The following is a 25,477-nucleotide window of genomic DNA, read 5'->3' as shown; positions in this document are numbered from 1 at the left end:
GCCGCGCGCGCTGCTCAGCCGATCGCGACCTCGAGCTTGCGGCTGAGCTCGTCGGTGTCGAAGTAGTTCTCGATCACCACGACGTCGGCCCGCGTGGGCCCGATGGCCTCGACGAACTCGGCGCTCGTGAGGATCACCTGGGCGTCGGCCGCGACCCGCGCGACGGAGCCGATGTCGGCGGCGACGACGGTCGCCTCCAGGCCGAGGCGCTGCAGCACGCGCTCGGCGTTGACCTTGAGGATGCCGCTCGATCCGATTCCGGCGCCGCAGATCGTCACGATCTTCACGAGCGCTCCGAGCGCTCGAGGATGGCGCGGACGGCCTCGCGGGTCGGAGCGTCGGCGACCGCGGAGATCGCGGCCGAGTCGTTGAAGGCGTTCGCGAGGGCCGCGACGGCGGCGAGGTGGGCATCCGGCGCCACCCCGGCGAGGCCGATGACGACTCGCACCGGGTCGTGGTGGGCGTGACCGAAATCGACGGGCCCGGCGAGCGTCACGACCGACAGGCCGTCGCATCGGACGGCTCCCCCGGGGCGCGCGTGCGCGAGCGCGAGACCGGGAGCGATGACGATGTACGGCCCGTGATCCTCGACCATGCGAATCATCGCGTCGGTGTACTCGCTCGTCGTGCACCCGCTGTCGACGAGGGCATCGCCGGCGATGCGCACGGCCTCCCGCCAGTCGGCGGCTCGCGCGCGCAGGACGATCGCCCGGTCGGCGAGCTCGGGCAGCGTCATCCGGCGTGCTCACCCGCCAGGGCGGCCTCGAAGCCCTCGACGAGCATCTCGGCGAGCTCGACGCGGTCCTCCACGGGGAGGAACGCCGCCTCGGCCGCGTTGAGCTGGAAGGCGAGGATGTCCGCGACGCCGTAGCCGAACGCGTCGGCGACGAGCGCGAGCTCTCGGCTCAGGGTCGTGCCGCTCATGAGCCGGTTGTCGGTGTTGACGGTCACGCGGAAGCCGAGCTGGTAGAAGAGATCGAGAGGGTGGTCGACGAGCTCGTCGCCCCACTGCGCGATCGCACCCGTCTGCAGGTTCGAGCTCGGGCTCGTCTCGAGGGCGATGCCGCGGTCCTTCACCCACTCGGCGAGGGTTCCGAGGCGCGCGAACGTCGACTCTCCCTCGGTCGTGATGTCGATGTCCTCGGCGAGGCGCACGCCGTGGCCGAGGCGCAGCGCGCGCCCGTCGAGCAGGGCGCCGCGGATCGACTCGAGCCCGTCCGCCTCGCCCGCGTGCACGGTCGCGGGGAAGAAGCTCGCGGCGAGGAGGTCGAAGGCGTCGCGCATGCGGCCGGCCGGGAAGCCCGCCTCCGCGCCGGCGATGTCGAAGCCGACGACCCCGTTGTCGCGGTGGCGCACGGCGAGCTCGGCGATCTCGAGGCCGCGATCGGCGTGGCGCATGGCGCTCACGATCTGACCGACGCGGATGCGCTGGCCGAGCGATCGCGCCTCGGCGACGCCCGCATCGAGGCCCGCCTGCACGGCCTCCACCGTCTCGTCGAGGCTCAGCCCGCGCGTGAGGTGCTGCTCGGGGGCCCATCGGATCTCGCCCCAGACGACGCCGTCCGCGGCGAGGTCGAGCACGGCCTCGCGGGCGACGCGCTCGAGGCCCTCGCGCGTCTGCATGACGGCGGTCGTGATGTCGAAGGTCTTCAGGTACTCCACGAGCGAGCCGGAGTTGCTCTTCTCGGCGAACCAGGCGGCGAGCTCGTCGGCATCGGTCGTGGGCAGCTCGACGCCAGCCTCCTCGGCGAGCTCGATGATCGTCTGAGGGCGCAGGCCCCCGTCGAGGTGGTCGTGCAGCGACACCTTCGGCAGAAGCTCGAGCACCGTGTCCGTCCCGGGCAGCGGGGTCGTGGTCGTCGCCGTCGTCATGACTCAAACCTACCGGTTCGTTACCGCGTCGTGACCCCGCTCGGCGAGCTCTAGGCTCGGCTCATGCCCGAGAAGATCATCCTCGATTGCGACCCCGGCCACGACGACGCGGTTGCGATGCTGCTCGCCCATGGCTCACCGGAGATCGAGCTGCTCGCCGTCACGACCGTCATGGGGAATCAGACGATCGAGAAGGTCACGCGCAACACGCTCTCGGTCGCGCGCGTCATCGGCATGGATGCCGTGCCGATCGCGCGCGGAGCCCACCGCCCGCTCGTGCGCACCATCGAGACCGCTCCGGACATCCACGGAGAATCGGGCCTCGACGGCCCGGCCCTCCCCGAGCCGGCGGTCGAGCTCGATGCCCGCCACGCGGTCGACCTCATCATCGACATCGTCATGAGCCACCCGCCGAAGACGGTCTCGCTCGTGCCGACGGGCGCGCTCACCAACATCGCCATCGCGGTGAGGAAGGAGCCCCGCCTCGCCGAGCGCGTCAAGCAGGTCGTCCTCATGGGCGGCGGCGTGCACGTCGGCAACTGGAGCGCCGTCGCCGAGTTCAACATCATCATCGACCCCGAGGCCGCCCACATCGTGTTCAACGAGCCATGGCCGCTCACGATGATCGGTCTCGACGCGACCCATCAGGCGCTCGCGACAGACGAGGTTGCCGCGCGCATCGCGGCGGTCGGCACGGCGCCCGCCCGGTTCGTCGGCGAGCTGCTGGAGTTCTTCGCGCACTCCTACAAGGACGCGCAGGGCTTCGACCACCCGCCCGTGCACGACCCGTGCGCGGTCGCCTACCTCATCGACCCGTCGCTGTTGCGAGTTGTGAAGGCGCCGCTCGATGTCGAGCTGACGGGCGGGCTCACGCTCGGCATGACCGTCGCCGATCTGCGCGGCCCCGCGCCTGAGGGATGCACGACGCAGGTCGCCCTCGACATCGACAACGACCGCTTCTGGGCGCTCGTCGTCGACGCGCTCGAGCGCATCGGGGCGGTGGAGCTGTAGGGAGCGCTCGGCGACCGCGGTCGGCCTAGTCCGCCTCGACGACCCCCGCGATGAGCGGCCCGCCCGTGACGACCTCGTCACCCTCGTCGCCGATGCGGTAGCCGTCTTCGAGCGCCTCGAGCGCGCGGTCGAACCGCGCCGCGTCGTTCGCGTGCATGGTGAACAGCGGCTGCCCCTTCGTCACGGCGTCGCCGGGCTTCGCGTGCAGGTCGATGCCCGCGGCGTGATCCACCGGGTCCTCCTTGCGGGCGCGCCCGGCGCCGAGACGCCAGGCGGCGATGCCGAAGGGCAGGGCCTGCTGCTCGAGGAGGACGCCGTCGCGGTCGGCCGTGACGACGTGGTGCTCGTTCGCCTCCGCCATCGGCGCATCGGGATCGCCGCCCTGCGCGCGGATCATCGCGTTCCAGGAATCCATCGCCCGTCCGCTCCGTAGCGCGCCCTCGACGTCGGCGTCGGTGACCCCCGCGAGCTCGAGCATGTGGCGGGCGAGCGTCACGGTGAGCTCGACGACGTCGGCGGGTCCGCCGCCCGCGAGCACCTCGACGGACTCGCGCACCTCGTTGGCGTTGCCGATCGCGAGTCCCAGCGGCACGTTCATGTTCGTGAGCACCGCGCGCGTCGCGACCCCGGCATCCTCACCGAGACGCACCATGACCTTCGCGAGCTCCCGCGACTGCTCGATGTCCTTGAGGAAGGCGCCCGAGCCGAACTTGACGTCGAGCACGAGCGCGGCCGTGCCCTCGGCGATCTTCTTGGACATGATCGAGGAGGCGATGAGCGGGATGCACTCGACGGTCCCCGCGATGTCGCGCAGCGCGTAGAGCTTGCTGTCGGCGGGCGCGAGGCCCGAGCCCGCGGCGCACACGACGGCACCGGCACTCTCGAGCTGCGCCATCATCTCGTCGACGGTCACGTTCGCACGCCAGCCCGGGATGCTCTCGAGCTTGTCGAGCGTGCCGCCGGTGTGACCGAGCCCGCGGCCGGAGAGCTGCGGCACTGCGACACCGAACGACGCGACGAGCGGCGCGAGCGGCAGCGTGATCTTGTCGCCCACTCCGCCCGTGGAGTGCTTGTCGGTCGTGCGCTTGGAGAGACCGGAGAAGTCGAGGCGCGTGCCGGAGGCGACCATCGCGAACGTCATGTCGCGCACCTCCTCGCGCGTCATGCCGTTGAGGAAGATCGCCATGGTCATCGCCGACATCTGCTCGTCGGCGACGTAGCCGCGCGTGTACGCGTCGATCATCCACTGGATCTGCGCCGTCGTCAGGGCTCCCTTGTCGCGCTTGGTGCGGATGAGGTCGACGACGTCGAACGGTTCGATGCTCATGAGCGGTATTCCTCCAGCGTGCGGGGCCCGAACGCATCCGGCAGGACCTCGTCGATGGTCCTGATGCCCGAGACGGTCTCGAGCAGCATGCCCTCGGCCGAGTGCTCGAACAGCAGCTGGCGGCAGCGACCGCAGGGCATGAGGGCGCCGCCGTTGCCGTCGACGCACGTGAAGGCGACGAGTCGGCCTCCGCCGGTCATGTGCAGCGTCGACACGAGCGCGCACTCCGCGCACAGCGTCAGTCCGTAAGAGGCGTTCTCGACGTTGCAGCCCGCGATGATGCGGCCGTCGTCGACGATCGCGGCGACGCCCACGGGGAACTTCGAGTACGGCACGTAGGCCTTGCCCATCGCTTCGAGCGCGACGGCCCGGAGCGCGTCCCAGTCGATCGAGCCGGATGCGGGCGTCGTCGGTCCTGTCATGTGCTCGATCGCTCCGCTCAGGCCTTCATGTACGGCTTGCCGGACGCCGCAGGCGGTCGGGAGAGCCCGACGAAGCCGGCGACCGCGACGATCGTCACGACGTACGGGAGCATGAGCATGAACTCGCTCGGCACGGGCGACCCCACGATCGACAGCGTCGACTGCAGGTTCGTCGCGAAGCCGAACAGCAGGGCCGCGAGGGTCGCGCGGATCGGATCCCAGCGGCCGAAGATCACGGCGGCGAGGGCGATGAAACCGGCGCCGTTGGTCATGTCCTTGCCGAACGAGCCGACCGCGGCGAGAGTGAAGAAGGCACCGCCTCCGCCGACGATCGCGCCGGCCAGGAGGACGTTCCAGAATCGGGTCGCCCGCACGTTGATGCCGACCGTGTCGGCGGCGGTCGGGTGCTCGCCCACCGCGCGGAGCCGCAGGCCCCAGCGCGTCTTGAAGAGCCCGAACCACACCAGGAAGATCGCGATGTACATGAGGTAGACGATGACCGTCTGCCGGAACAGGATCGGCCCGAGGACCGGGATCTCGCTCAGCAGCGGGATGGCGATGCGCTCGAACTTCACGGGCGAGTTGAACGTCTCGGCGTTCGGCACCATGACGGTGGAGTAAAGGAAGCTCGTGAGGCCGAGGACGAGCACGTTGAGCACGACGCCGACGATGACCTGGTCGACGAAGTACTTGATCGCGAACGCCGCGAGCACGACCGACACGAGCGCTCCGGCGACCATCGCGCCGAGCAGGCCCACGTACGGGCTGCCGGTGAGGCTGCCGAGCATCGCGGCCATGAAGGCGCCGCCGAGTAGCTGGGCCTCGATGGCGATGTTGACGACGCCGACGCGCTCGGAGATCACACCGCCGAGCGAGCCGAAGATGAGCGGCGTGCTGACGGTGAGCGCCCCGGCGAGAAGGCCGATCATCGGCACGGTGGCACCGGCGGCGGCCCACGTCAGAAAGCCGACGAGGAAGAGCACGGCGAACACCGTCGTGAGCCACAGCGGCACCCGGACCGACGCACGCGAGAGCAGAACGGTGCCGACGGTCGCTGCGGCCATGAGCAGAACGACCACGATCGTGGTCTCGGCCAGCCCGAGGGTCAGGGGAGGAAGCTGGATGGCGTCTCGCGCCTCCGACAGCCGGTATGTGGTCGTGGGGTTGCCGCCCTCGAGGTCGGGCCGACCGACGACGAAGAACAGCAGGATGGCGATCGCGGTGAAGATCGCGAATCCGATCGGGGCCTTCCAGCTCCGGACCGTGATGGGGGATGCTCCGCTCGCCGTCGTCGTGGAGGGCGCGGTGGTCGCGGGTGCAGCGGTCACTTCGACACCTCCGCCTTGCGGGCGATCACTGGCTTGCGCCACTGGAAGCTGCCGTCGGGCGTCGGCAGTCGGAAGATCGCCCTCACGAGCGGGGGTGCCGCGATGAAGAGGACGATGAAGCTCTGGACGACGAGCACGATGTCGACGGGGATTCCCTCGGCGCTCTGCATCGTGAACGATCCGGCCTTCAGGGCTCCGAAGAGGATCCCGGCGAAGAACACGCCCCATGGCTTGGATCGGCCGAGGAGCGCGACCGTGATCGCGTCGAAGCCGATGCCGGCGTCCAGGCCGGCGGCGAAGCCGCCGGTGAAGTTGCCGAGCACCTGCTGAACGCCCGCGAGCCCGACGAGCGCCCCGGCGATGAGCATGACCTTGACGTAGACGCTCTTGACGTTGATGCCGGCGACCTGAGCGGCGTGCGGGTTCTCGCCGACCGCGCGGAACTGGAAGCCCATGGCCGACCGGTTGAGCAGGTACCAGACGTAGATGGTCGCGACGATCACCAGGATGAAGCCGATGTCGAGGGTGTACTGCGGCCCCAGCAGGCTCGGGTAGTGCGCCGAGTCGAGCATCGGTCCGGATTTCGGATTGTTCTGGCCGGGCGCCTGCAGCGCGCCGGGCGTGCGCAGCAGGTACGACACGAGGTAGAAGGCGATGTAGTTGAGCATGATCGTCACGATCACCTCGTGCGCGCCGGTTCGGGCCTTGAGCAGCCCGACGATGCCGCCCCAGAGCGCGCCGCCGATGATGCCGACGACGAGGGCCACGACGAGGTGGATGACCGGCGGGAGCGGCACGTACGCCCCGATGTACCCGGCCGCAGCCGCCGCGATCAGCATCTGGCCGCGGCCGCCGATGTTGAACAGACCGACGCGGAAGGCGAGAGCGACACCGAGCCCCGCGGCGATGAGCGGTGTGGCGAAGCTGAGCGTCTCCAGCAGGGGACGGATCGCGATCGCGAAGCCGCGGTCGGTCGCGTAGTTGAACACCGATCCGCGGAAGAGGGCGGAGTAGGCGCCGCTCACCGCCTGCCAGGCGGCGCCGAGCGTGTCGGTGGGCCGTGAGAAGAAGTAGCCGGACGTCTCGGCGACCCGCTCGTCCGTCAGGATGATGAGGATGCCGCCCGCGATGAGCGCGAGGACGACGGCGAGGACGGAGATCGCGGCGGAGCCGCCGAGGATCTCCTTCATGATCTGGTTCGACCGCGGGGCGGCGGGCGTCTCGGGGGCGCTCGCCGGGGTCGTGGGGCTGGTCGTCGTGCTCATGCGGCCACCTCCGCCGGCGTCTCGCCGGCCATCATCAGTCCGAGGGTCGCGCGGGGCGTGTCGCCGGGCACGATGCCCACGATGCGGCCGCGGTACATGACCGCGATGCGGTCGGCGAGCGCGACGACCTCGTCGAGCTCGGTCGAGACGACGATGACCGGGACCCCGGAATCGCGCGTCTCGACGATGCGCTTGTGCACGAACTCGATCGAGCCGACGTCGAGCCCCCGAGTGGGCTGCGCGGCGATGAAGAGCCTCAGGTCGCGGCTGAGCTCGCGTGCGAGGACGACCTTCTGCTGGTTGCCGCCGGAGAGGCGGCCGACGCGCGTGGCGATCCCCTGCGCCCTGACGTCGAACTCGCGCACCTTCTCCTCCGCGAATCGAGCGAGATCGGCCAGCTGGAGCGTGCCGCGCTTCACGAAGGGCTCGCTCGTGGACCGATCGAGCATGAGGTTCTCCGCGATCGTCATCTCGGCGATCAGGCCGTCCTCCTTACGATCCTCCGGCACGAAGCCGACGCCGGCATCGAGCACGCCGCGCGTGGAGCGCCCGATGAGCTCCTCGCCGTCGAGGGAGATCGACCCATGGACCCGGTGCTGCAGACCCATGATCGCCTCGGTGAGCTCGGTCTGGCCGTTTCCCTGCACGCCCGCGATGGCGAGGATCTCACCGCGTCGCAGCGAGAAGGACACGCCGTCCACGAGCACCTGGCCTCTGAGGTCGGTGACGGTCAGATCGCGCACGACGAGCGCGTCGTCCCCCGGGGCGGCCGGGCCCTTGTCGACCGTGAGATCCACGGCGCGGCCGACCATGAGGGAGGCCAGCTCGGCGTTCGTCGCGGTCGGCGCCGCCTCCCCGACGACCTTCCCCAGACGGATGACCGTGATCCGATCGGCGACCTCTCGGACCTCACGCAGCTTGTGAGTGATGAAGACGATCGACGTGCCCTCGTCGCGGAGCTGGCGCATGATCGCCATGAGCTCATCCGTCTCCTGGGGAGTGAGCACGGCGGTCGGCTCGTCGAAGACGAGCACGTTCGCGTTGCGCGAGAGCGCCTTGATGATCTCGACTCGCTGCTGGACGCCGACGGGGAGGTCCTCGATGCGCGCATCCGGGTCGATGTCGAAGCCGAAGCGGGCAGAGATCTCCTCGACCTTCGATCGGGCCTCCTCGAGATCGAGGAGACCGCCCGGCTTGGTCGACTCGTTGCCCAGCATGACGTTCTCCGCGACGGTGAAGACGGGGATGAGCATGAAGTGCTGGTGCACCATGCCGATGCCGGCGCTCATCGCGTCGCCGGGGCCGGAGAAGCTCTGAACCGCGTCGTCGAGGAGGATCTGGCCCTCGTCGGCCTGGTAGAGGCCGTACAGGACGTTCATGAGCGTGGATTTGCCCGCACCGTTCTCACCGAGCAGGCAGTGGATCTCGCCGGGCTCGACCGCGAGGTCGATGTGGTCGTTGGCGACCAGCGCGCCGAAGCGCTTGGTGATGCCACGAAGCTCGAGTTTCATGCTCCGCGCCTTCCCGCGCCGTCGGGGTGGAGTCGGCGCTGTCCGTGAGCTGAGGGGGTCGGGAGGATGCCGCGTTCAGGGCGACCGCCGCGAGCCCGATGCTCCACTGTACGGGAGCGCCGGTTCCGGTATCTGAGCAGTGATCTGCGCATCTGAGCAGACCGGCGAGGGCGCCGGCGGCGAGCGGCGGAGCCGGAAAACAGGACCGGGGGAGGCCAGCAGCGCTGGCCTCCCCCGGGGTGCTTCCGGTTGGGACTACTGGCCGGGCGACGCGGGCGAGGTGACCTCGATCGAGCCGTCAATGATCCCGGCGGTGACTTCCTCGAGCTCCGCGGCGAGGTCGGGGCTGACCTTCGACTCGAAGTCGTGGAACGGCGCAAGGCCGAGGCCGCCGTTCTCGAGCGTGCCGACGAACGGGCTGTTGTCGAACGAGCCGTCGGCGGCGCTCGTCGTGACGTCGTAGACGCCGACAGCGATGTTCTTGAGAACCGAGGTCAGCAGCAGGTCGGCGACCGAGGGGTCGGTCTCGAAGACGTCGGAGTCGACGCCGATGAGGGCGATCTCACGGCCGGAGTCGCGAATGGCCTCCGCGGCGCTCTGGTAGATCGGGCCGCCGACGGGCAGGAGCACGTCGACGTTCTGGTCGATGAGGCCCTGAGCCGTCGTGAGCGCCTCGGTGCCGGGAGCGAAGCCGCCGGTGAACGCGCCGGTCTGCGCGTCGAAGTCCCAGCCGAGAGCCTGGACACTGGTGCCCTTGACCTCGTTGTGGTACTCGACGCCCTGGACGAAGCCGTCCATGAAGATCGTGACCGGCGGGATCTGGATTCCGCCGAAAGTCCCGACGAAACCGGTCTGCGAGTAGCTCGCGGCCGCGTAGCCGGCGAGGAACGCCGCCTCGACGGTGTTGAACTGGATCGGCTTGACGTTGTCGCCCTCGACGAACTCGTCGATGATCGCGAAATTGATGTCGGGGTTGGCGGCGGAGGCCTCCGACGTGGCCTCGGCGAGCAGGAAGCCCACCGTCACGATCAGGTCGCAACCCTCGTCCACGAGGCTCGAGACGTTCGGATTGTACGCGTTCTCGTCGGGGGACTCGATGGCGTTGAACTCGACGCCGAGGTCGTTCGCGGCGTCCTCCAGACCGGTGAACCCGGCCTGGTTGAACGACTTGTCGTCGAAGCCGCCCGCGTCCGAGACCATGCAGGGGTAGAAGTCGAGGGCCTCCTCGGTCGTCTCACCGGGAGCGGGCTCTTCGGGTGCCTCGGGTGCGGCGGCGCAGCCGGCCAGCACGAGCGCGCTGGCGCCGATAAGGGCGAGACCGCTGAACGCGGACTTGCGGGAAGTGAACGTCACTGTGTCCTCCAGAAAGCAGGGCCCAGCGGGGGCGCTGGGGTGGTTGCGCCTTACGTTAGCGCCCGAGATCCCTGCTCAGCAGTGGCTTTCGGCCCTGGTGATGCAAGCGTTACGGAACCGGGACGGGGCCGAAATCCCGCGGAAATCCGGGCATCCCGCCACAGATCGATCTGCGAGATGCGCGAATGAGCATCGGATGCGCGGCGCGAGGCGCATCCGCCCTCGCTCATCGCTCGCGCTAGAGCAGGTCGTTGCGCCCCGCGGACTTGATCGCGTCGACGACCGCCTTCACGCGCTGAGCGTGCTCTCGGGTGGTGACCAGCAGCGCGTCGGGGGTGTCGACGACGACGATGTCGGTGACCCCGATGAGTGAGATGAGCCTCTGGCTCTGGCTGACCACCACCCCGCTCGAGGAATCGGCGAGCACGCGCGCGCCCTCACCCAGGATCGCCAGATCGCCAGGACGGCCGCCGGAGAGCAGCTTGGCGAGGGAGGAGAAGTCGCCGACGTCGTCCCAGGGGAAGTCGCCGCGCACGACCGCCAGCCGGCCCTCCTCCGCGGCGGGCTCGGCGACCGAGTAGTCGATCGCGATCTTCGACAGCATTGGCCAGATGGCGTCGACGACGTCGTCCCGCTGCTCCGTGTCCCACGCCGCCGCGATCTCCACGAGGCCCTCGTGCAGCTCGGGCTGGGTGCGGGCGAGCTCGTCGAGCAGCCGGTCGGCGCGCGAGATGAACATGCCCGCGTTCCAGAGGTAGTCGCCCGAGCGCACGTACTGCGTGGCGGTCTCGAGGTCGGGCTTCTCGACGAAGCGGTCGACGAGCTCGGCGTGCGGAGCGCCCTCGATCTCGAGCGGCGCGCCGCAGTGGATGTAGCCGAAGCCGATGGACGGCTCGAGCGGGGTGATGCCGATCGTCGTGATGAGCCCGGTGCGCGCCACCGCCACCGCTTCCGCCACCGTGCGGCGGAAGCGGTCGGCATCCGTGATGACGTGGTCGGCCGCGAAGGAGCCCACGATGACATCGGGCTGGCGCCGGTGCAGGATGGCGGCCGCGAGGCCGATCGCCGCGGACGACTCCTTCGGCTCCGACTCCAGCACCATATTCGCGGGCGTGAGCTCGGGCAGCTGCCTCTCGACGGCGGCCCGGTGGGCGCGCCCCGTGACGACCATGATGCGGTCGATCCCGGTCAGCGGCAGGATGCGCTCCCACGTCTCCCGCAGCAGCGTGCGCCCGGTGCCGGTCAGGTCGTGCAGGAACTTCGGCGCCTCGGCCCGAGAGAGGGGCCACAGCCTCGAGCCGACGCCGCCCGCGGGGATGATCGCGTGGAAGTCGGGCAGTGCTCCCTCGAGTTGACGCATGCCGGTCACCCTAGCGCGCAGGGCGGAAGCACTCAGAAATGTCGACGTAGGATGGAGCGCATCGGCGGCCACCAGTCGAGACCGGTAATCATCGGAGTTCAAGGACGCAGAAAACTGCGCCCGTCGTCCTTGCCCTGAGGAGGGTTTCTCGTGCCAGCGAAGGTAGCGGGAGCCGGAGCGAGTAGCTCGTCGGCCCCCCTGTCCGTGCCCGCCCCCCGACCACCCGTCATCGCCGGAACGCTCTACCGCGGCCGCGAGGGAATGTGGTCATGGGTCCTGCACCGCATCACCGGTGTGGCGATCTACTTCTTCCTGCTCGTCCACATCCTCGACACGGCGCTCGTCCGCGTCAGCCCTGAGGCGTACAACGCCGTCATCGGCGCGTACAAGACGCCCATCATGGGCCTCGGCGAGCTCGCGCTCGTCGCCGCGATCCTCTTCCACGCCCTCAACGGGCTGCGGATCATCCTGGTCGACTTCTGGTCGGTCGGCACGCGCCACCAGCGCGCGCTCTTCTGGACCGTGCTGGGCGTGTGGGCCGTGCTGATGATCGCCTTCACCCCCCGCCACCTCATCGCCGTGTTCGGAGGCTGACCATGACGACCATCGACGCACCCCGGACCCCGGTCAACCGCACCCGCCGCGGCGTCAATCTCGAGAAGTGGGGGTGGATGTACATGCGCGCCTCGGGAGTCGTCCTCGTCGTGCTGATCTTCGGCCACCTCTTCGTCAACCTCGTCGCCGGCGAGGGCGTGAAGCAGATCGACTTCGCCTTCGTCGCGGGCAAGCTCACCGACCCGTTCTGGATCGTGTGGGACACGCTGCTGCTCTGGCTCGCCCTCATCCACGGCGCGAACGGAATGCGAACCCTGGTGAACGACTACGTCACGAAGCCGAAGGTGCGCGCAGCGCTGCACTTCGCGCTCGCGTCTTCCACAGCCGTGCTGCTCATCCTCGGCACGCTCGTGATCTACACCTTCGACCCGTGCCCCGCCGGCGCGGACCCCGAGCTCGTCGCCTCCTTCTGCTCGACGCTCTGAGCAGTCGAAACCTGAGCGCCGACCCCTGACACCAGCGGAGACATCCCTTGAGCACTGAGACCACCATGACCCCGACCGCGTCCGCGGTCCACCACCACCAGTTCGATGTCGTCATCGTCGGCGCGGGCGGCGCCGGCATGCGCGCCGCCATCGAGGCGGGCCCGAACGCAAAGACCGCCGTCATCTCCAAGCTCTACCCGACGCGCTCGCACACGGGCGCCGCGCAGGGCGGCATGGCCGCCGCCCTCGCGAACGTCGAGGAGGACAGCTGGGAATGGCACACCTTCGACACCGTGAAGGGCGGCGACTACCTCGTCGACCAGGACGCGGCCGAGATCCTCGCGAAGGAGGCCATCGACGCGATCATCGATCTCGAGAACATGGGTCTGCCCTTCAACCGCACGCCCGACGGCAAGATCGACCAGCGGCGCTTCGGCGGTCACACGCGCGACCACGGCAAGGCGCCCGTGCGCCGCGCCTGCTACGCGGCCGACCGCACCGGCCACATGATCCTGCAGACGCTCTTCCAGAACTGCGTCAAGCTGGGCATCGACTTCTACAACGAGTACTACGTCCTCGACCTCCTGCTGAGCGAGCTCGACGGCGAGCGCCGCGCCGCGGGCGTCGTCGCGTACGAGCTCGCGACGGGCGACCTGCACGTGTTCCACGCCAAGAGCATCGTCTTCGCCACCGGCGGCTTCGGCAAGATCTACAAGACGACCTCGAACGCGCACACCCTCACGGGCGACGGCGTCGGCATCATCTGGCGCAAGGGCATCCCGCTGGAGGACATGGAGTTCTTCCAGTTCCATCCGACCGGACTCGCGGGCCTGGGCATCCTGCTCACCGAGGGCGCCCGCGGAGAGGGCGCCATCCTGCGCAATGCCAGCGGCGAACGCTTCATGGAGCGCTACGCCCCCACCATCAAGGACCTCGCACCGCGCGACATCATCTCGCGATGCATGGTCCAGGAGGTCGCGGAGGGCCGCGGCGCCGGCCCCAACAAGGACTACGTGCTCCTCGACTGCACCCACCTCGGCGCCGAGGTACTCGAGACCAAGCTCCCCGACATCACCGAGTTCGCGCGCACCTACCTCGGCGTCGACCCCGTGCACGAGCCCGTGCCGGTCATGCCGACGGCGCACTACGCCATGGGTGGGATCCCGACGACCATCAAGGCCGAGGTCCTCGCCGACAACGAGACGGTCATCAAGGGCCTCTACGCGGCCGGCGAGTGCGCGTGCGTGTCGGTGCACGGCTCGAACCGCCTCGGCACCAACTCGCTGCTCGACATCAACGTGTTCGGAAAGCGCGCCGGGAAGTACGCCGTCGAGTACGCGAACTCGGCCGACTTCGCGCCCCTCCCGGAGGACCCGTCGAAGGAGGTGCGCGAGATGGTCGAGCGCCTGCGCGTGGCCGACGGCCCCGAGCGCCTCGCGCCCCTGCGCAAGACCCTGCAGGAGGAGATGGACAAGAACGCGCAGGTGTTCCGCACCGAGGAGAGCCTCGGCAGCGTGACCACCACCATCCAGGAGCTGCGCGACCGCTACCAGAACATCGGCATCCAGGATCGCGGCAAGCGCTTCAACACCGACCTCCTCGAGGCGATCGAGCTGGGCTTCCTGCTCGACATCGCCGAGGTCGTCGTGTTCTCGGCGCGCAACCGCAAGGAGAGCCGCGGCGGTCACATGCGCGACGACTACCCCGACCGCAACGACGCCGACTACATGCAGCACACGATGGCGTACCTCGTCGGCGACCTGCACTCGGCGAACCCGGAGGACCACATCCGCATGGACTGGAAGCCCGTCACGATCACGCACTACCAGCCCATGGAGAGGAAGTACTGATGGCCACGACCGCCCCCGAGGCTCCCGCGCAGGAGGTCGGCGCCGTCCAGGCCTTCACCGTCACCCTCATCGTGCGCCGGTTCGACCCCGAGAAGGACGCCGAGCCGTACTGGCAGGACTTCGACGTCGAGATGTACTCGACCGACCGCGTGCTCGACGCGCTGCACAAGATCAAGTGGGACCAGGACGGCACGCTCGCGTTCCGCCGCTCGTGCGCCCACGGCATCTGCGGATCCGACGCCATGCGCATCAACGGCCGCAACCGTCTCGCGTGCAAGACCCTCATCAAGGACCTCGACATCACGAAGCCGATCTACGTCGAGGCGATCAAGGGCCTGCCGCTCGAGAAGGACCTCATCGTCGACATGGAGCCCTTCTTCGAGTCGTACCGCCAGGTGCAGCCGTTCCTCATCGCGAGCTCGAAGCCCGAGAAGGAGCGCCTGCAGACGATCGAGCAGCGCGCGCGCTTCGACGACACCACGAAGTGCATCCTGTGCGCCGCGTGCACCTCCTCGTGCCCCGTCTTCTGGACGGACGGCCAGTACTTCGGCCCCGCTGCGATCGTGAACGCGCACCGCTTCATCTTCGACAGCCGCGACGAGGCCGCCCAGGTGCGCCTGGACATCCTCAACGACAAGGAGGGCGTCTGGCGCTGCCGCACGACCTTCAACTGCTCCGAGGCGTGCCCCCGCGGCATCGAGGTCACGAAGGCCATCGCCGAAGTGAAGCAGGCGATCCTCCGCGGCAGGCCGTAACGACGGATCGCGCGTCCGAACGCGCCGATCGAGGGCCGCCGGGATGCTCCCCTGGGGCCCTCTCCCGTTGCGGGCCAGACGCGCGATCGCCTGCGACGACGCTGAACGTCCGGTGCCGCGGCGCCGCAGCCCTCGTTAGGGTGACGGGATGCCCGGATCGCAGCAAGACGAACGCACGACGGTCGATCCCTCCCCCGCCGCGCCGCTGACCGGGCCGACGCAGGAGGGCGAGCCGAGCATGGTGGACCGCGCGAAAGCGCTCATCGCGCGCGTCGTGCGGACCAGGCCGGTGCGCGTGTTCCAGCACTACAGCGGCGAGCGCGGCCCCATCCTCGCGTCGGGGCTCGCGTACTCCGCCATCTTCTCGGTCTTCGCCGCGCTCTGGGTGGGGTTCTCGATCGCGGGCGCGATCATCTCGGAGGATCTCGGACTGCGCACCACGGTCATCCGCGTGCTCGCCGATGCGGTGCCCGGCCTGATCGACACGGGGTTCGGCGACGGGGCGATCGACCCGAACGACCTGCTCGACACGGCGGCGTTCACCTGGACGGGGGCCTTCGCGCTCATCGGCCTCCTCGCGACGGCGCTCGGCTGGCTGGCGTCGGCACGCGATGCCGTGCGGGTGCTCTTCGATCTGCCGCCGGCCGAGGGGAACGTCGTCGTCCAGCGCCTCAAGGACCTCGTCACCGCGATCGGGTTCGGCGCGCTGCTGATCGTCTCCGCCGCGCTCACCATCGTCGGCACGCAGGCGACCACCCTCGTGCTGGGTGCGCTGGGGCTCGGCGAGACCGTCATCGCCACCATCCTGTCGCGCGTCGTGTCGCTCGCGGTGATGTTCGCGCTCGACGTCGTCGTGCTCGGCGCGCTGTTCCGCATCCTCGCGGGGCTGCGCATCCCCATTCCCCAGCTGCGCGCCGGGGTGCTCCTCGGAGCGGCGCTGCTCGGGGCCCTCAAGGTGCTCGGGTCGGCACTGCTGGGCGGCGCGACCTCCAACCCGCTCCTGGCCTCCTTCGCGGTCATCATCGGTCTGCTGATCTTCTTCAACCTCGTCTGCCAGGTGATTCTCGTGTCAGCGGCGTGGGTCGCGGTGACGGTTCGGGATGCGGGACTCGTGCTTGATGGGCGCGTCGCCGAGGAGCGCCTGGAGAGAGCCCGCGCGCTCGTGGCCGCCCACGACGGGGACCTCGAGGAGATCGGTGGCTTCTGGGCGCGGCATCGTGCCCGACGGAGACGGAAGCGCGCAGCCCGCCAACGGGAGAAGGAACGTGTGCGCGCCGACGGCGCCGATCGCGGGAGGGCCGCCGTCCGGGGTTGAGCGGGCCGTCGCACGTCGAGAGGAGGTCCGGGGTCGAACCTAGGATGAACCCATGCCGAATCCGGTCCGCATCGCCTCCGTCAACGTCAACGGCATCCGCGCCGCGTACCGCAAGGGCATGGGCGAGTGGCTCGCGCAGCGTGACGTCGACATCCTCGCGCTGCAGGAGGTCCGGGCATCCACAGAGGACGTCACGGGGCTGCTCGGCGAGGGCTGGACGGTCCTTCACGACGCCGCCACCGCGAAGGGGCGTGCCGGGGTCGCGATCGCCACTCGGTGGCCCATCCACGCGCACCGCGTCGAGCTCGGCGACGAGGACTTCGACTCCGCCGGGCGCTGGCTCGAGGCCGACCTCCACGTCGGCGACGTGCCCATCACCGTCGTGAGCTGCTACGTGCACTCGGGCGAGGTCGACACCCCCAAGCAGGTCGAGAAGTTCCGCTTCCTCGACGCGATGGAGGAGCGCCTGCCGCAGCTCGCCGCCCACAGTGAGCACGCCCTCGTCGTCGGCGACCTCAACGTCGGCCACCGCGAGCTCGACATCAGGAACTGGCGGGGCAACCGCAAGAGCGCGGGCTTCCTGCCGCGCGAGCGCGCCTACTTCGACCGCTTCTTCGCGACGGCAGGCGAGAGCGTCGAGTGCGTCGACGGCACGACCGGCACCGGCCTCGGCTGGGTCGACGTCGGGCGCGCCCAGGCGGGCGAGGTCGACGGCCCGTACACCTGGTGGTCGCAGCGCGGGAAGGCGTTCGACACCGACACCGGCTGGCGCATCGACTACCACGTCGCCACTCCCGCGCTCGCCGCCGCCGTCACCGGCTACGCGATCGACCGGGCGCCGTCGTGGGACACGCGCTGGAGCGACCACGCGCCTGTGGTCGTCGACTACGAGCTGTAGCCCCGCTCGCGCCCAGCATCCGCCGCTTCGATCTTCGAGAAGGAACGTCTCATGACCGCACCCCGCCTGTTCTCCGGCATGCAGCCCTCCGCGGCGAGCCTGCACCTCGGCAACTACGCCGGAGCACTGCTGCAGTGGCGCGAGATGCAGGCGACCCACGACGCCGTCTTCTGCGTCGTCGACCTGCACGCGATCACGGTGCCGCAGGATCCCGCCGAGCTGCGCGAGCGCACGCGCCGCACGGCCGCCCAGTACATCGCGGCGGGCATCGACCCCGAGCACTCGACCCTCTTCGTGCAGTCGCACGTGCCCGCGCACGCCCAGCTCGCGTGGGTGCTCAACACGATCACGGGATACGGCGAGGCGTCGCGCATGACGCAGTTCAAGGACAAGTCCGCGCGCGGCGGCCTCGACGTCGCGTCGGTCGGGCTGTTCACATACCCGATCCTGCAGGCGGCCGACATCCTGCTCTACGACGCGGTCGTCGTGCCCGTCGGCGAGGATCAGCGCCAGCACATCGAGCTCACGCGCGACCTCGCGACGCGGTTCAACTCGCGCTTCGGAGACACCCTCGTCGTGCCCGAGGTGCGGATCCTCAAGGAGACCGCGAAGATCTACGACCTGCAGAACCCGGGCTCGAAGATGTCGAAGTCGGGCGAGAGCCCGGCCGGGATCCTCTGGATGCTCGACGACGACACGGCGCTCGCGAAGAAGATCAAATCGGCCGTCACCGACTCGGAGGGCGTCGTGCGGTACGACCCGATCGAGAAGCCCGGCGTCTCGAACCTGCTGTCGATCCTCGCGATCGTGACGCGGCGCTCGGTCGCGGAGGTCGAGGCCGAGTTCGACGGCCTGCAGTACGGAGCGCTCAAGAGCGCCGTGGCCGAGGCGGTCGTGGAGGAGCTGCGGCCGATCCGCGAGCGCACGCTCGAGTTGCTCGACGACCCCGCCGAGCTCGACCGACTGCTCGCGATCAACGCGGACCGGGCATCCGCCATCGCCGACGCGACGCTCGCCCGCGTGTACGACGCCGTCGGGTTCCTCCCGCGCGCATGAAGCCGGTCGTGCTGCAGACGCCGAGGCTCGTGCTCTCGACGCCCGTCGCCGCTGACGCGCCCGCGGTCCTTCGTCACTGCCAGGACGCGGAGCTGCAGCGCTGGACGACCGTGCCCGTGCCCTACACGGCCGACGACGCGCGGTCGTTCGTCGAGGAGTTCGTGCCCGCCGGCTGGCGCGACGGCACCGAGGCGGTCTTCGCGCTGCGGCCAGCCGGCGGCAGCGACCTCATGGGGGTCGTCTCGTGGCAGCGGCGCCGAGGCTACGTGGGGTACTGGATGGGCGCCGAGCACCGCGGGCACGGGTACGTGGCCGAGGCGCTGCGCGCCCTCGCGGAGTGGGTGCTCGGGCCCGAGCACGACGTCGCCTCGCTGCGGTGGGAATGCGTGGAGGGCAACCTCGGGTCGGCGCACGCCGCGCGGGCGGCGGGCTTCCGCTGGGCGGGCTTCGGGCCGTGCGACATCGTCGACCGCGCAGGTTCGCACCCGCCCGGGTGGCACTCGGTGCTGACGCGCGCCGACCTCGGGACCGTGGAGGCGCTCGAACGGTGGCCGGTGCTCGCGTGATCGCAGAGCCCCGGTCGAGCATCCGCGTCATGCTCTTCGACCTCGACGACTGCCTCATGGCGCACTCGCGCGCCGTCGCGATCGGTCTTACGCGAGCGCGGACGGAGGCCGGCGGCGCGGTCGCGGCGGCCGACGACGCCGATGAGCTGCGGCGCTGGCGCGACCTCGAGGAGCACCACTACGGGCGATGGCTGCGCGGCGAGATCGACTTCATCGAGCAGCGGCGCGAGCGGGCGCGGGGTTTCCTCGCACCGTTCGGCATCGTGCCGACGCCCGACGAGGCGCTCGCATGGTTCGACCGGTACATGGTGGGCTACCGCGCGTCGTGGGCCCTCTTCGACGACGTGCTTCCCGCGCTCGACGCGCTCGAGAAGGCCGTGCCGGGCATCCGCTTCGGGGTCATCACGAACGGCGACCTGACCTTCCAGAGCGAGAAGCTCACAGCGATCGGGCTCGCCGACCGCATGGAGCACGTCATCGCGTCGGGCGAGGTCGGGGTCGCGAAGCCGGCGGCGGCGATCTTCGAGCTCGCCGCCGCCACGTTCGGCGTCGGTGTCGCCTCGTGCGCATACGTCGGCGACCGGCTGCGCACCGACGCGGCCGGCGCTGACGCTGCGGGGATGCTCGGCCTCTGGCTCGACCGCCCGCTCGAGGCCCTCGGGGTCCCCGTCGAGGCGGGAATCGTGCCACCCGGCGTCGCACGCCTCGCGACGCTGCGTGACCTCCCCGCCGCGGTCGCCGCGCACTGAGCCGCGCATAGCGCCACCGTCGTCGTGCCACCGTCGTCGTGCCACCGTCGTCGTGCCACCGTCGTCGTGCCACCGTCGTCGTGCCACCGTCGTCGTGCCCCGCGCGGGTCGCCGCCCGCGCAGGACACGATCGCAGTGCGGCGTGCAACAACTCCGGAGATCCGGTCATTCGTTCGCCCGATGCTGCTCGCTAGCCTCCAGCGCCGCCGGTTCTCCGGAGTACGTGCACACCGGCTGGCGCGCGACGGCTGGTCGCCCGGATCACGGCATCGACCACCGAGTCGATGTTTGATACGACCAGCGCGTAGTCGACGCGCACGACGACGTATCCGCGGCGCGCGAGCTCCAGGTCGCGCCAGTAGTCTCGCTCCTGCTCGCCTCGGTGCCATTCCCGGCCGTCCACCTCGACGACGACTCGTCCCTCGATCACGAGGTCGACGCGCCCGACGCCGGGGATCACCACCTGCACGTCGACTGTCAGGCCCGCGTCGAGCAGCGCGACCCGAACGAGAGACTCGATCCCCGACTCGCTTCTGCCATCGAGGTGCGCGGGAACCAGGTGGAGACGACGCGGTGCGCACCGCACGAGATCGTCGATCTGCGCGGGCGCGAGTACTCGCTGCCTGCGCACGCTATCGAGCACAGCGATCGCCAGCGGACGCGGTTGGCACCGCAGGAGCTGACGGACGGCGCCCGCCGGCGAGACGACCGTCGTGTGCGGGGGTTCATCGAGCGGCACCCAGTGGAGCACCGCATCCCTCGCGCCCAGCGGCTGCCCCGCGGGCAGTCGCAGTCGTGAGGCGTCTGGAGCGACCTGCGCGTGGAGGCGAGCACCGGGCGGCTCGAAGCATCCGAGCAGCGCGAGCGCTGAGACGCAGGTCAGCCGGCCGCCGACGGTGGCGGCGCGTCGAGCCGGTTCGGACATCCACTTGCTCACGTACACGCCACGTCGAGCGCGGATCACCTCGCCGCGGTCGATCGCCCCTGCCAGAGCTCGTCGACTGAGCTGCTCGAGGAGCTCTTGCCGCGAGTAGAGACGCCGAGGGTCGAGCGCGATCATCGGTGCACTCTCTCCACCTGGCCGGGCCGCCGTGCGACGCCATGAGGATCGGTGGAGCCCCTCGAGCAGCCGCGCCGGTGGAGGAGTCGTGTGTCACAACTTCGGAGAATCGTCGTCGCGCGTGACGGACGCGGGGTCGCCGCGGAGCGGCGGACCGGATCTCCGGAGAACGGACACGCGCGAGCGCGACATGCGCGGGACGCGCGGCATGCGCGGCATGCGCGGGACGCGCGGCATGCGCGGCATGCGCGGGACGCGCGGGACGCGCGGCATGCGCGACATGCGCCGCGCGCGCGAAGGGGCGGGGCGCCTGCGCGCGCCCCGCCCCTCGTGCGGCCCTACCACGGCCGCGGCGGCTCATGTGAGCCGCACACCCGACCCGCTCGCGCGGGACGGACTGCTAATTCACGTCGTCGTCGACCCAGTCGAAGGTCTTCGTGACGGCCTTCTTCCAGTTGCGCATCTGGCGATCGCGCTCGGAGTCGTCCATGTTGGGCGTCCAGCGCGAGTCCTCCTGCCAGTTGGCGCGCAGCTCGTCGAGCGAGCCCCACACGCCGACCGCGAGGCCCGCGGCGTACGCGGCGCCGAGCGCAGTCGTCTCCGCGACGACCGGGCGAACGACCGGCACGCCGAGGATGTCGGCCTGGAACTGCATGAGCGTGTTGTTCGCGATCATGCCCCCGTCGACCTTCAGCTCGGTGAGGTCGACGCCCGAGTCGGCGTTGACCGCATCCAGCACCTCGCGGGTCTGGAAAGCGGTCGCCTCGAGCACGGCGCGCGCGATGTGGCCCTTGTTCACGTAGCGGGTGAGCCCCACGAGCGCACCACGGGCATCCGACCGCCAGTACGGAGCGAACAGACCCGAGAACGCCGGCACGAAGTAGGCGCCGCCGTTGTCGTCGACCGTCTTGGCGAGCGTCTCGATCTCGGGCGCGTCCTTGATGAGCCCCAAGTTGTCGCGCACCCACTGCACGAGCGAGCCGGTCACCGCGATGGCACCCTCGAGCGCGTAGTGCGGCTTGGCGTCGCCGAGCTTGTACCCGAGCGTCGTCAGCAGGCCGTTCTTGGAGTGGACGATCTCCTCACCGGTGTTGAAGATGAGGAAGTTGCCGGTGCCGTACGTGTTCTTCGACTCGCCGGCGTCGAACGCCGCCTGGCCGAACGTGGCGGCCTGCTGGTCACCCAGGATGCCCGCCACGGGCACCTCGCGCAGCAGCGAGCTGCCGTGCACGGTGCCGTAGACCTCGGAGGAGGAGCGGATCTCGGGGAGCATCGACGCCGGCACGTTGAACGCCTCGAGGATCCCGTGATCCCACTGCAGGGTCTCCAGGTCCATGAACATCGTGCGCGAGGCGTTCGTGACGTCGGTCGCGTGCACACCGCCGTCGGTGCCGCCGGTCAGGTTCCAGAGAACCCAGGTGTCGGTGGTGCCGAACATGAGGTCGCCGCGGTCGGCGGCCTCGCGAGCGCCCTCGACGTTCTCGAGGATCCACACGATCTTCGTGCCGGAGAAGTAGGTCGCGAGGGGGAGGCCGACCTTCTGCTTGAAGCGCTCGACGCCGCCGTCGGCCGCGAGGCGGTCGACGATCGACTGGGTGCGGGTGTCCTGCCAGACGATGGCGTTGTAGACGGGCTTCCCGGTGTTGCGATCCCACACCACGGCGGTCTCGCGCTGGTTGGTGATGCCGACGGCGGCGATGTCGTGACGCGTCAGGTTCGCCTTCGACAGCGCGGAGCCGATGACCTCGCGGGTGTTGCCCCAGATCTCCATCGGGTCGTGCTCGACCCAGCCCGCCTTGGGGAAGATCTGCTCGTGCTCGAGCTGCCCGGTCGAGACGATAGAGCCCTTCTGGTCGAAGATGATCGCGCGGGTGCTGGTTGTGCCCTGGTCGATCGCCAGTACGTAGTTGGCCATGAGAGGTATAACTCCTTCGTTATCGGTGCCGGCCGGTGCCGGCTGTCATGAGGGGTGCGTCGCGGCTCAGCCGAGGACCGGCAGGAGCGCCGTTGCAGCCACACCGGCGAGCGCGCCGCCGATGAGGGGTCCGACGACCGGCACCCACGAGTACGACCAGTCGCTCGAGCCCTTGCCCTTGATGGGGAGCACGGCGTGCGCGAGGCGGGGGCCGAGGTCACGGGCCGGGTTGATGGCGTAACCCGTGGGCCCACCGAGCGATGCACCGATTCCGACGACGAGCAGGGCGACGGGCAGTGCGCCGAGGGCCGCGAGTCCGGCCGGTTCGGCGCGCCCGAAGCCGATGACGACGAACACGAGCACGAAGGTGCCGACGATCTCGGTGACGAGGTTCCAGCCGTAGCTGCGGATGGCCGGACCGGTCGAGAAGACGGCGAGCTTGGTGCCGGCGTCGGGCTCCTCGTCGAAGTGCTTCTTGTAGGCGAGGAAGGCGAGCACAGCACCGATGAACGCACCGATGAGCTGCGCACCCATGTAGGCGAGCACCGACAGGAGATTCACGGGAACGCCCTGCCCGAACTCGGTCACGCCGTTGGTGACGAGACCGATGGTGACGGCCGGGTTGAGGTGAGCGCCGGAGGCGTAGGCGACGGTCACACCGGCGAAGACCGCAAGGCCCCAGCCGAAGTTGATCATCAGGAAGCCGCCGCCGAAGCCCTTGTTCTTGATGAGCACGGCGTTGGCGACGACGCCGGCGCCGAGCAGGAGCAGCATGGCGGTGCCGACGACTTCCGAAAGGAAGACCACTGCGAGATTGTCCACGTTGACTTGTTCCTCTGTTCAGGGTGGACTCCTCGGCCTCGGTTCCGGCCGAAGAGGGTGCTCGATGATCGGGACCATCGGGCGATTCCGTGCCGAGCAGCGATGCTCGACGCGGTGGCTGAGAGGGGATGCGCAGTCCCGGGATGGTTCTTAGGAGGTCAGGATGCTCTAGCGAGCCTCCTGGGGATGGTCGACTTCCACACCGTGGTGTTCGGCGAGGTACTCGGCCGCAGCCGCGCGCTCCGCGCGTCGCTGCGCCTCGTCCCAGCCGAGCACCTCGCCGACGACATCGGCGAGCTCGTCGAGGACTGCGGAGGTGACCGCGCCGGTGAACCCCATCGAGGTGCGCCGCAGGACGACATCGACGAGCCGGACGACCTGCTCGGTCTCGACGAGGTGCTGCAGTTCGAGCCGCGAGTAAGCGGGAGCGGAGGCGAGAGAGGTGTCGTCTCCCGAGGCGATGCGCTCGATGAGCGGTTCGGCGCTCGTGCCGTACCGGTCGAGGAGCGTTGCGGCGCGATCGCGGCCGATCACGGCGCCGTGCTTCTGGAGCCAGGTCGAGCGCGCCGCATCCGTCGTGGGGTAGCCGACGGCGCCGCCGATGAGGCGGCCGTCGGTGCTGACCGAGCGCGAGCGGCCGAGCGCCGTCAAGACCTCGTCGGCGAGGTTCTCGCCGAGCGCGCGGAAGGTCGTCCACTTGCCGCCGACGAGGCTGAGGACGGGGACTCCCCCGCGCTCGCCGCGCTCGATGCGGTAGTCGCGCGAGATCTGACCGGTGGAGTCGGCATCCTGCCGCGGGAGGGGGCGGACGCCCGAGAAGCGGAACACGATCTGCGAGCGATTGACGTCGATCGTCGGGAAGACGTGCTTCACGAGGTCGAAGAAGTAGTCGACCTCCTCCTCGGTGCAGCGGATCGGCTGCGAGATGTCATGGGCGAGGTCGGTCGTGCCGACGAGCACCCGGCCCTTGAGCGGGTAGATGAGCACGATGCGGCCGTCGGTGAACTCGAAGAAGATCTCGCGGCCGTTGCACGCCTCGAGCAGCTCGGGGTGGTCGAGGACGATGTGCGAGCCCTTCGTGCCTCCCATGAACTGCGACGGCTGGCCGAGAGCGTCGTTGGTCTCGTCCGTCCACGGGCCTGAGGCGTTCACGACGAGCTTCGCGGCGATCTCGAACTCCTCGCCGGAGACGACATCGCGCATCTGCACGGCACCGCTGTCGCTCATTCCGAAGGCCTCGACATAGTTGGCGGCGCGAGCGTGGGAGCCGGCGGCGAGCCCGTCGTTGAGGACGTCGAGCGCGAGCCGCTCGGGGTCGTGCATGGAGGCGTCGTAGTAGGTGGCCGTCCACTTCACGTCGTCGCGGAGCTTGGGCAGCTCTCGGCGCGAGGCGGCGGCGCCGCGGAACTGGTGCCGAGGGACGCGGCCGCCGTCGCGCGAGAACGTGTCGTAGATCGTCAGGCCGACCTTGATGATGAGCGCGCCGCGCTCCTTCTTCGCGCCGCCCTTCACGCCGACGAATTTCAGCGGAGCGGAGAGCAGGCTCGAGAAGGTCGAGAAGATCGGGATGGTCGTTCGCAGCGGTCGCACGTAGTGCGGGGCGAGCCGGAGAAGCGCATTGCGCTCGTGCACCGACTCCTGCACGAGGCGGAACTCGCCGTTCTCGAGGTAGCGGATGCCGCCGTGCACCATGTGCGAGCTCGCCGCGGAGGCGCCGGCGACGTAGTCGTCGCGTTCGACGAGGACGACGTCGACGCCGTTGAGAGCGAGGTCGCGGAATGTCGCGATGCCGTTGATGCCCGCGCCGATGACGACGACGTCGGCGGAGGGGCGCTCGGTGAGCGCAGTCACGGTCGACCGTGCGGGGGACGACTTCTGTGTCGACATCGGTTGAGACACTCCCTCGATCCAGCCGACGGAGAGTCGGCGGTGGGATAATCCTCCGACGGTCGCGAACGATCGACCAACTCGATTGCACAAACGTGCAGACGCGCGGAGGATT

Annotated in this window: 24 protein-coding genes; 10 read left to right on the top strand and 14 right to left on the bottom strand. The window is 69.7% G+C overall.

Annotation, left to right across the window (positions count from 1 at the left end):
• Nucleotides 1-14: 14 nt before the first annotated feature.
• From FHX53_RS09500 to FHX53_RS09490, 3 genes are read right to left on the bottom strand one after another with little or no spacing between them, the layout of a single operon-like run.
• Complete coding sequence (locus FHX53_RS09500; protein WP_182491106.1) at nucleotides 15-287, bottom strand: PTS sugar transporter subunit IIB; 273 nt, start codon at nucleotides 285-287, stop codon at nucleotides 15-17.
• Nucleotides 284-736, bottom strand: a complete 453-nt coding sequence (locus tag FHX53_RS09495; RefSeq protein WP_182491105.1) for a PTS sugar transporter subunit IIA — start codon at nucleotides 734-736, stop codon at nucleotides 284-286. The genes FHX53_RS09500 and FHX53_RS09495 overlap by 4 nt, the downstream gene beginning before the upstream one ends.
• Complete coding sequence (locus FHX53_RS09490) at nucleotides 733-1,872, bottom strand: adenosine deaminase (protein WP_182491104.1); 1,140 nt, start codon at nucleotides 1,870-1,872, stop codon at nucleotides 733-735. The genes FHX53_RS09495 and FHX53_RS09490 overlap by 4 nt, the downstream gene beginning before the upstream one ends.
• A gap of 63 nt (nucleotides 1,873-1,935) precedes the next feature.
• Between FHX53_RS09490 and uriH the strand changes: the two genes are divergently transcribed.
• The gene (gene uriH / locus FHX53_RS09485) at nucleotides 1,936-2,883 is read left to right on the top strand and encodes a uridine-preferring nucleoside hydrolase UriH (protein ID WP_182491103.1); all 948 of its coding nucleotides are present in this window, start codon (nucleotides 1,936-1,938) and stop codon (nucleotides 2,881-2,883) included.
• 25 nt (nucleotides 2,884-2,908) lie between these two features.
• On the opposite strand, the gene FHX53_RS09480 is transcribed toward uriH, so the two are convergent.
• The 7 genes from FHX53_RS09480 to FHX53_RS09450 form a co-directional block, all read right to left on the bottom strand.
• Nucleotides 2,909-4,210 carry a thymidine phosphorylase gene (locus tag FHX53_RS09480; protein WP_182491102.1) on the bottom strand — a complete coding sequence of 434 codons (1,302 nt, stop codon included), beginning with the start codon at nucleotides 4,208-4,210 and terminating at the stop codon, nucleotides 2,909-2,911.
• On the bottom strand, nucleotides 4,207-4,632 hold the full coding sequence (locus tag FHX53_RS09475) for a cytidine deaminase (RefSeq protein ID WP_182491101.1): 426 nt from the start codon (nucleotides 4,630-4,632) through the stop codon (nucleotides 4,207-4,209). The genes FHX53_RS09480 and FHX53_RS09475 overlap by 4 nt, the downstream gene beginning before the upstream one ends.
• A gap of 17 nt (nucleotides 4,633-4,649) precedes the next feature.
• Nucleotides 4,650-5,960 (bottom strand): ABC transporter permease, encoded by a 1,311-nt coding sequence (locus tag FHX53_RS09470; protein WP_425488312.1) that lies wholly within the window; start codon nucleotides 5,958-5,960, stop codon nucleotides 4,650-4,652.
• Nucleotides 5,957-7,225 (bottom strand): ABC transporter permease, encoded by a 1,269-nt coding sequence (locus FHX53_RS13665; protein WP_182491100.1) that lies wholly within the window; start codon nucleotides 7,223-7,225, stop codon nucleotides 5,957-5,959. Before FHX53_RS13665 ends, FHX53_RS09470 begins: the two co-directional genes overlap by 4 nt.
• The gene (locus FHX53_RS09460) at nucleotides 7,222-8,736 is read right to left on the bottom strand and encodes an ABC transporter ATP-binding protein (RefSeq protein ID WP_182491099.1); all 1,515 of its coding nucleotides are present in this window, start codon (nucleotides 8,734-8,736) and stop codon (nucleotides 7,222-7,224) included. The genes FHX53_RS13665 and FHX53_RS09460 overlap by 4 nt, the downstream gene beginning before the upstream one ends.
• A gap of 255 nt (nucleotides 8,737-8,991) precedes the next feature.
• Entirely contained in the window at nucleotides 8,992-10,089 is a 1,098-nt protein-coding gene (locus FHX53_RS09455; protein ID WP_182491098.1) for a BMP family ABC transporter substrate-binding protein, read from the bottom strand.
• 238 nt (nucleotides 10,090-10,327) lie between these two features.
• Complete coding sequence (locus FHX53_RS09450; RefSeq protein ID WP_182491097.1) at nucleotides 10,328-11,449, bottom strand: mannose-1-phosphate guanylyltransferase; 1,122 nt, start codon at nucleotides 11,447-11,449, stop codon at nucleotides 10,328-10,330.
• Between the two features lie 198 nt (nucleotides 11,450-11,647).
• Here FHX53_RS09450 and sdhC point away from each other — a divergent pair, with 198 nt between their 5' ends.
• The 9 genes from sdhC to FHX53_RS09405 all read left to right on the top strand — a co-directional run bounded on the left by sdhC (nucleotide 11,648) and on the right by FHX53_RS09405 (nucleotide 19,678).
• Complete coding sequence (gene sdhC / locus FHX53_RS09445) at nucleotides 11,648-12,043, top strand: succinate dehydrogenase, cytochrome b556 subunit (RefSeq protein WP_220476362.1); 396 nt, start codon at nucleotides 11,648-11,650, stop codon at nucleotides 12,041-12,043.
• Nucleotides 12,044-12,045: 2 nt separating this feature from the next.
• Nucleotides 12,046-12,489, top strand: coding sequence for a succinate dehydrogenase hydrophobic membrane anchor subunit (locus FHX53_RS09440; RefSeq protein ID WP_182491095.1), 444 nt, complete (start codon nucleotides 12,046-12,048; stop codon nucleotides 12,487-12,489).
• A 65-nt stretch (nucleotides 12,490-12,554) separates the two neighbouring features.
• A complete protein-coding gene (gene sdhA, locus FHX53_RS09435) occupies nucleotides 12,555-14,339 on the top strand; it encodes a succinate dehydrogenase flavoprotein subunit (RefSeq protein ID WP_182491133.1) in 1,785 nt (594 codons plus the stop codon).
• Nucleotides 14,339-15,094 (top strand): succinate dehydrogenase iron-sulfur subunit, encoded by a 756-nt coding sequence (locus FHX53_RS09430; RefSeq protein WP_182491094.1) that lies wholly within the window; start codon nucleotides 14,339-14,341, stop codon nucleotides 15,092-15,094. Before sdhA ends, FHX53_RS09430 begins: the two co-directional genes overlap by 1 nt.
• Before the next feature lie 148 nt (nucleotides 15,095-15,242).
• A complete protein-coding gene (locus FHX53_RS09425; protein ID WP_182491093.1) occupies nucleotides 15,243-16,409 on the top strand; it encodes a YihY/virulence factor BrkB family protein in 1,167 nt (388 codons plus the stop codon).
• 52 nt (nucleotides 16,410-16,461) lie between these two features.
• Entirely contained in the window at nucleotides 16,462-17,307 is an 846-nt protein-coding gene (locus FHX53_RS09420; protein WP_182491092.1) for an exodeoxyribonuclease III, read from the top strand.
• A 51-nt stretch (nucleotides 17,308-17,358) separates the two neighbouring features.
• Nucleotides 17,359-18,363, top strand: a complete 1,005-nt coding sequence (gene trpS, locus FHX53_RS09415) for a tryptophan--tRNA ligase (RefSeq protein WP_182491091.1) — start codon at nucleotides 17,359-17,361, stop codon at nucleotides 18,361-18,363.
• Between the two features lie 8 nt (nucleotides 18,364-18,371).
• Nucleotides 18,372-18,929 (top strand): GNAT family N-acetyltransferase, encoded by a 558-nt coding sequence (locus FHX53_RS09410; protein ID WP_182491090.1) that lies wholly within the window; start codon nucleotides 18,372-18,374, stop codon nucleotides 18,927-18,929.
• On the top strand, nucleotides 18,926-19,678 hold the full coding sequence (locus tag FHX53_RS09405; RefSeq protein ID WP_182491089.1) for an HAD-IA family hydrolase: 753 nt from the start codon (nucleotides 18,926-18,928) through the stop codon (nucleotides 19,676-19,678). Before FHX53_RS09410 ends, FHX53_RS09405 begins: the two co-directional genes overlap by 4 nt.
• 190 nt (nucleotides 19,679-19,868) lie before the next feature.
• Here FHX53_RS09405 and FHX53_RS09400 read toward each other — a convergent pair whose 3' ends face one another.
• The 4 genes from FHX53_RS09400 to FHX53_RS09385 form a co-directional block, all read right to left on the bottom strand.
• A complete protein-coding gene (locus tag FHX53_RS09400) occupies nucleotides 19,869-20,738 on the bottom strand; it encodes an endonuclease domain-containing protein (protein WP_182491088.1) in 870 nt (289 codons plus the stop codon).
• A gap of 400 nt (nucleotides 20,739-21,138) precedes the next feature.
• Entirely contained in the window at nucleotides 21,139-22,653 is a 1,515-nt protein-coding gene (gene glpK, locus FHX53_RS09395; RefSeq protein WP_182491087.1) for a glycerol kinase GlpK, read from the bottom strand.
• Between the two features lie 66 nt (nucleotides 22,654-22,719).
• On the bottom strand, nucleotides 22,720-23,427 hold the full coding sequence (locus tag FHX53_RS09390; protein WP_220476361.1) for an MIP/aquaporin family protein: 708 nt from the start codon (nucleotides 23,425-23,427) through the stop codon (nucleotides 22,720-22,722).
• A gap of 216 nt (nucleotides 23,428-23,643) precedes the next feature.
• Entirely contained in the window at nucleotides 23,644-25,362 is a 1,719-nt protein-coding gene (locus FHX53_RS09385) for a glycerol-3-phosphate dehydrogenase/oxidase (RefSeq protein WP_182491085.1), read from the bottom strand.
• Nucleotides 25,363-25,477 lie beyond the last annotated feature (115 nt).

This window comes from Microcella alkalica (assembly GCF_014137945.1).
Lineage (GTDB): Bacteria > Actinomycetota > Actinomycetes > Actinomycetales > Microbacteriaceae > Microcella > Microcella alkalica.
Note: the sequence above shows the minus strand (reverse complement) of the source record. Positions and strands in the feature narration are given on the sequence as shown.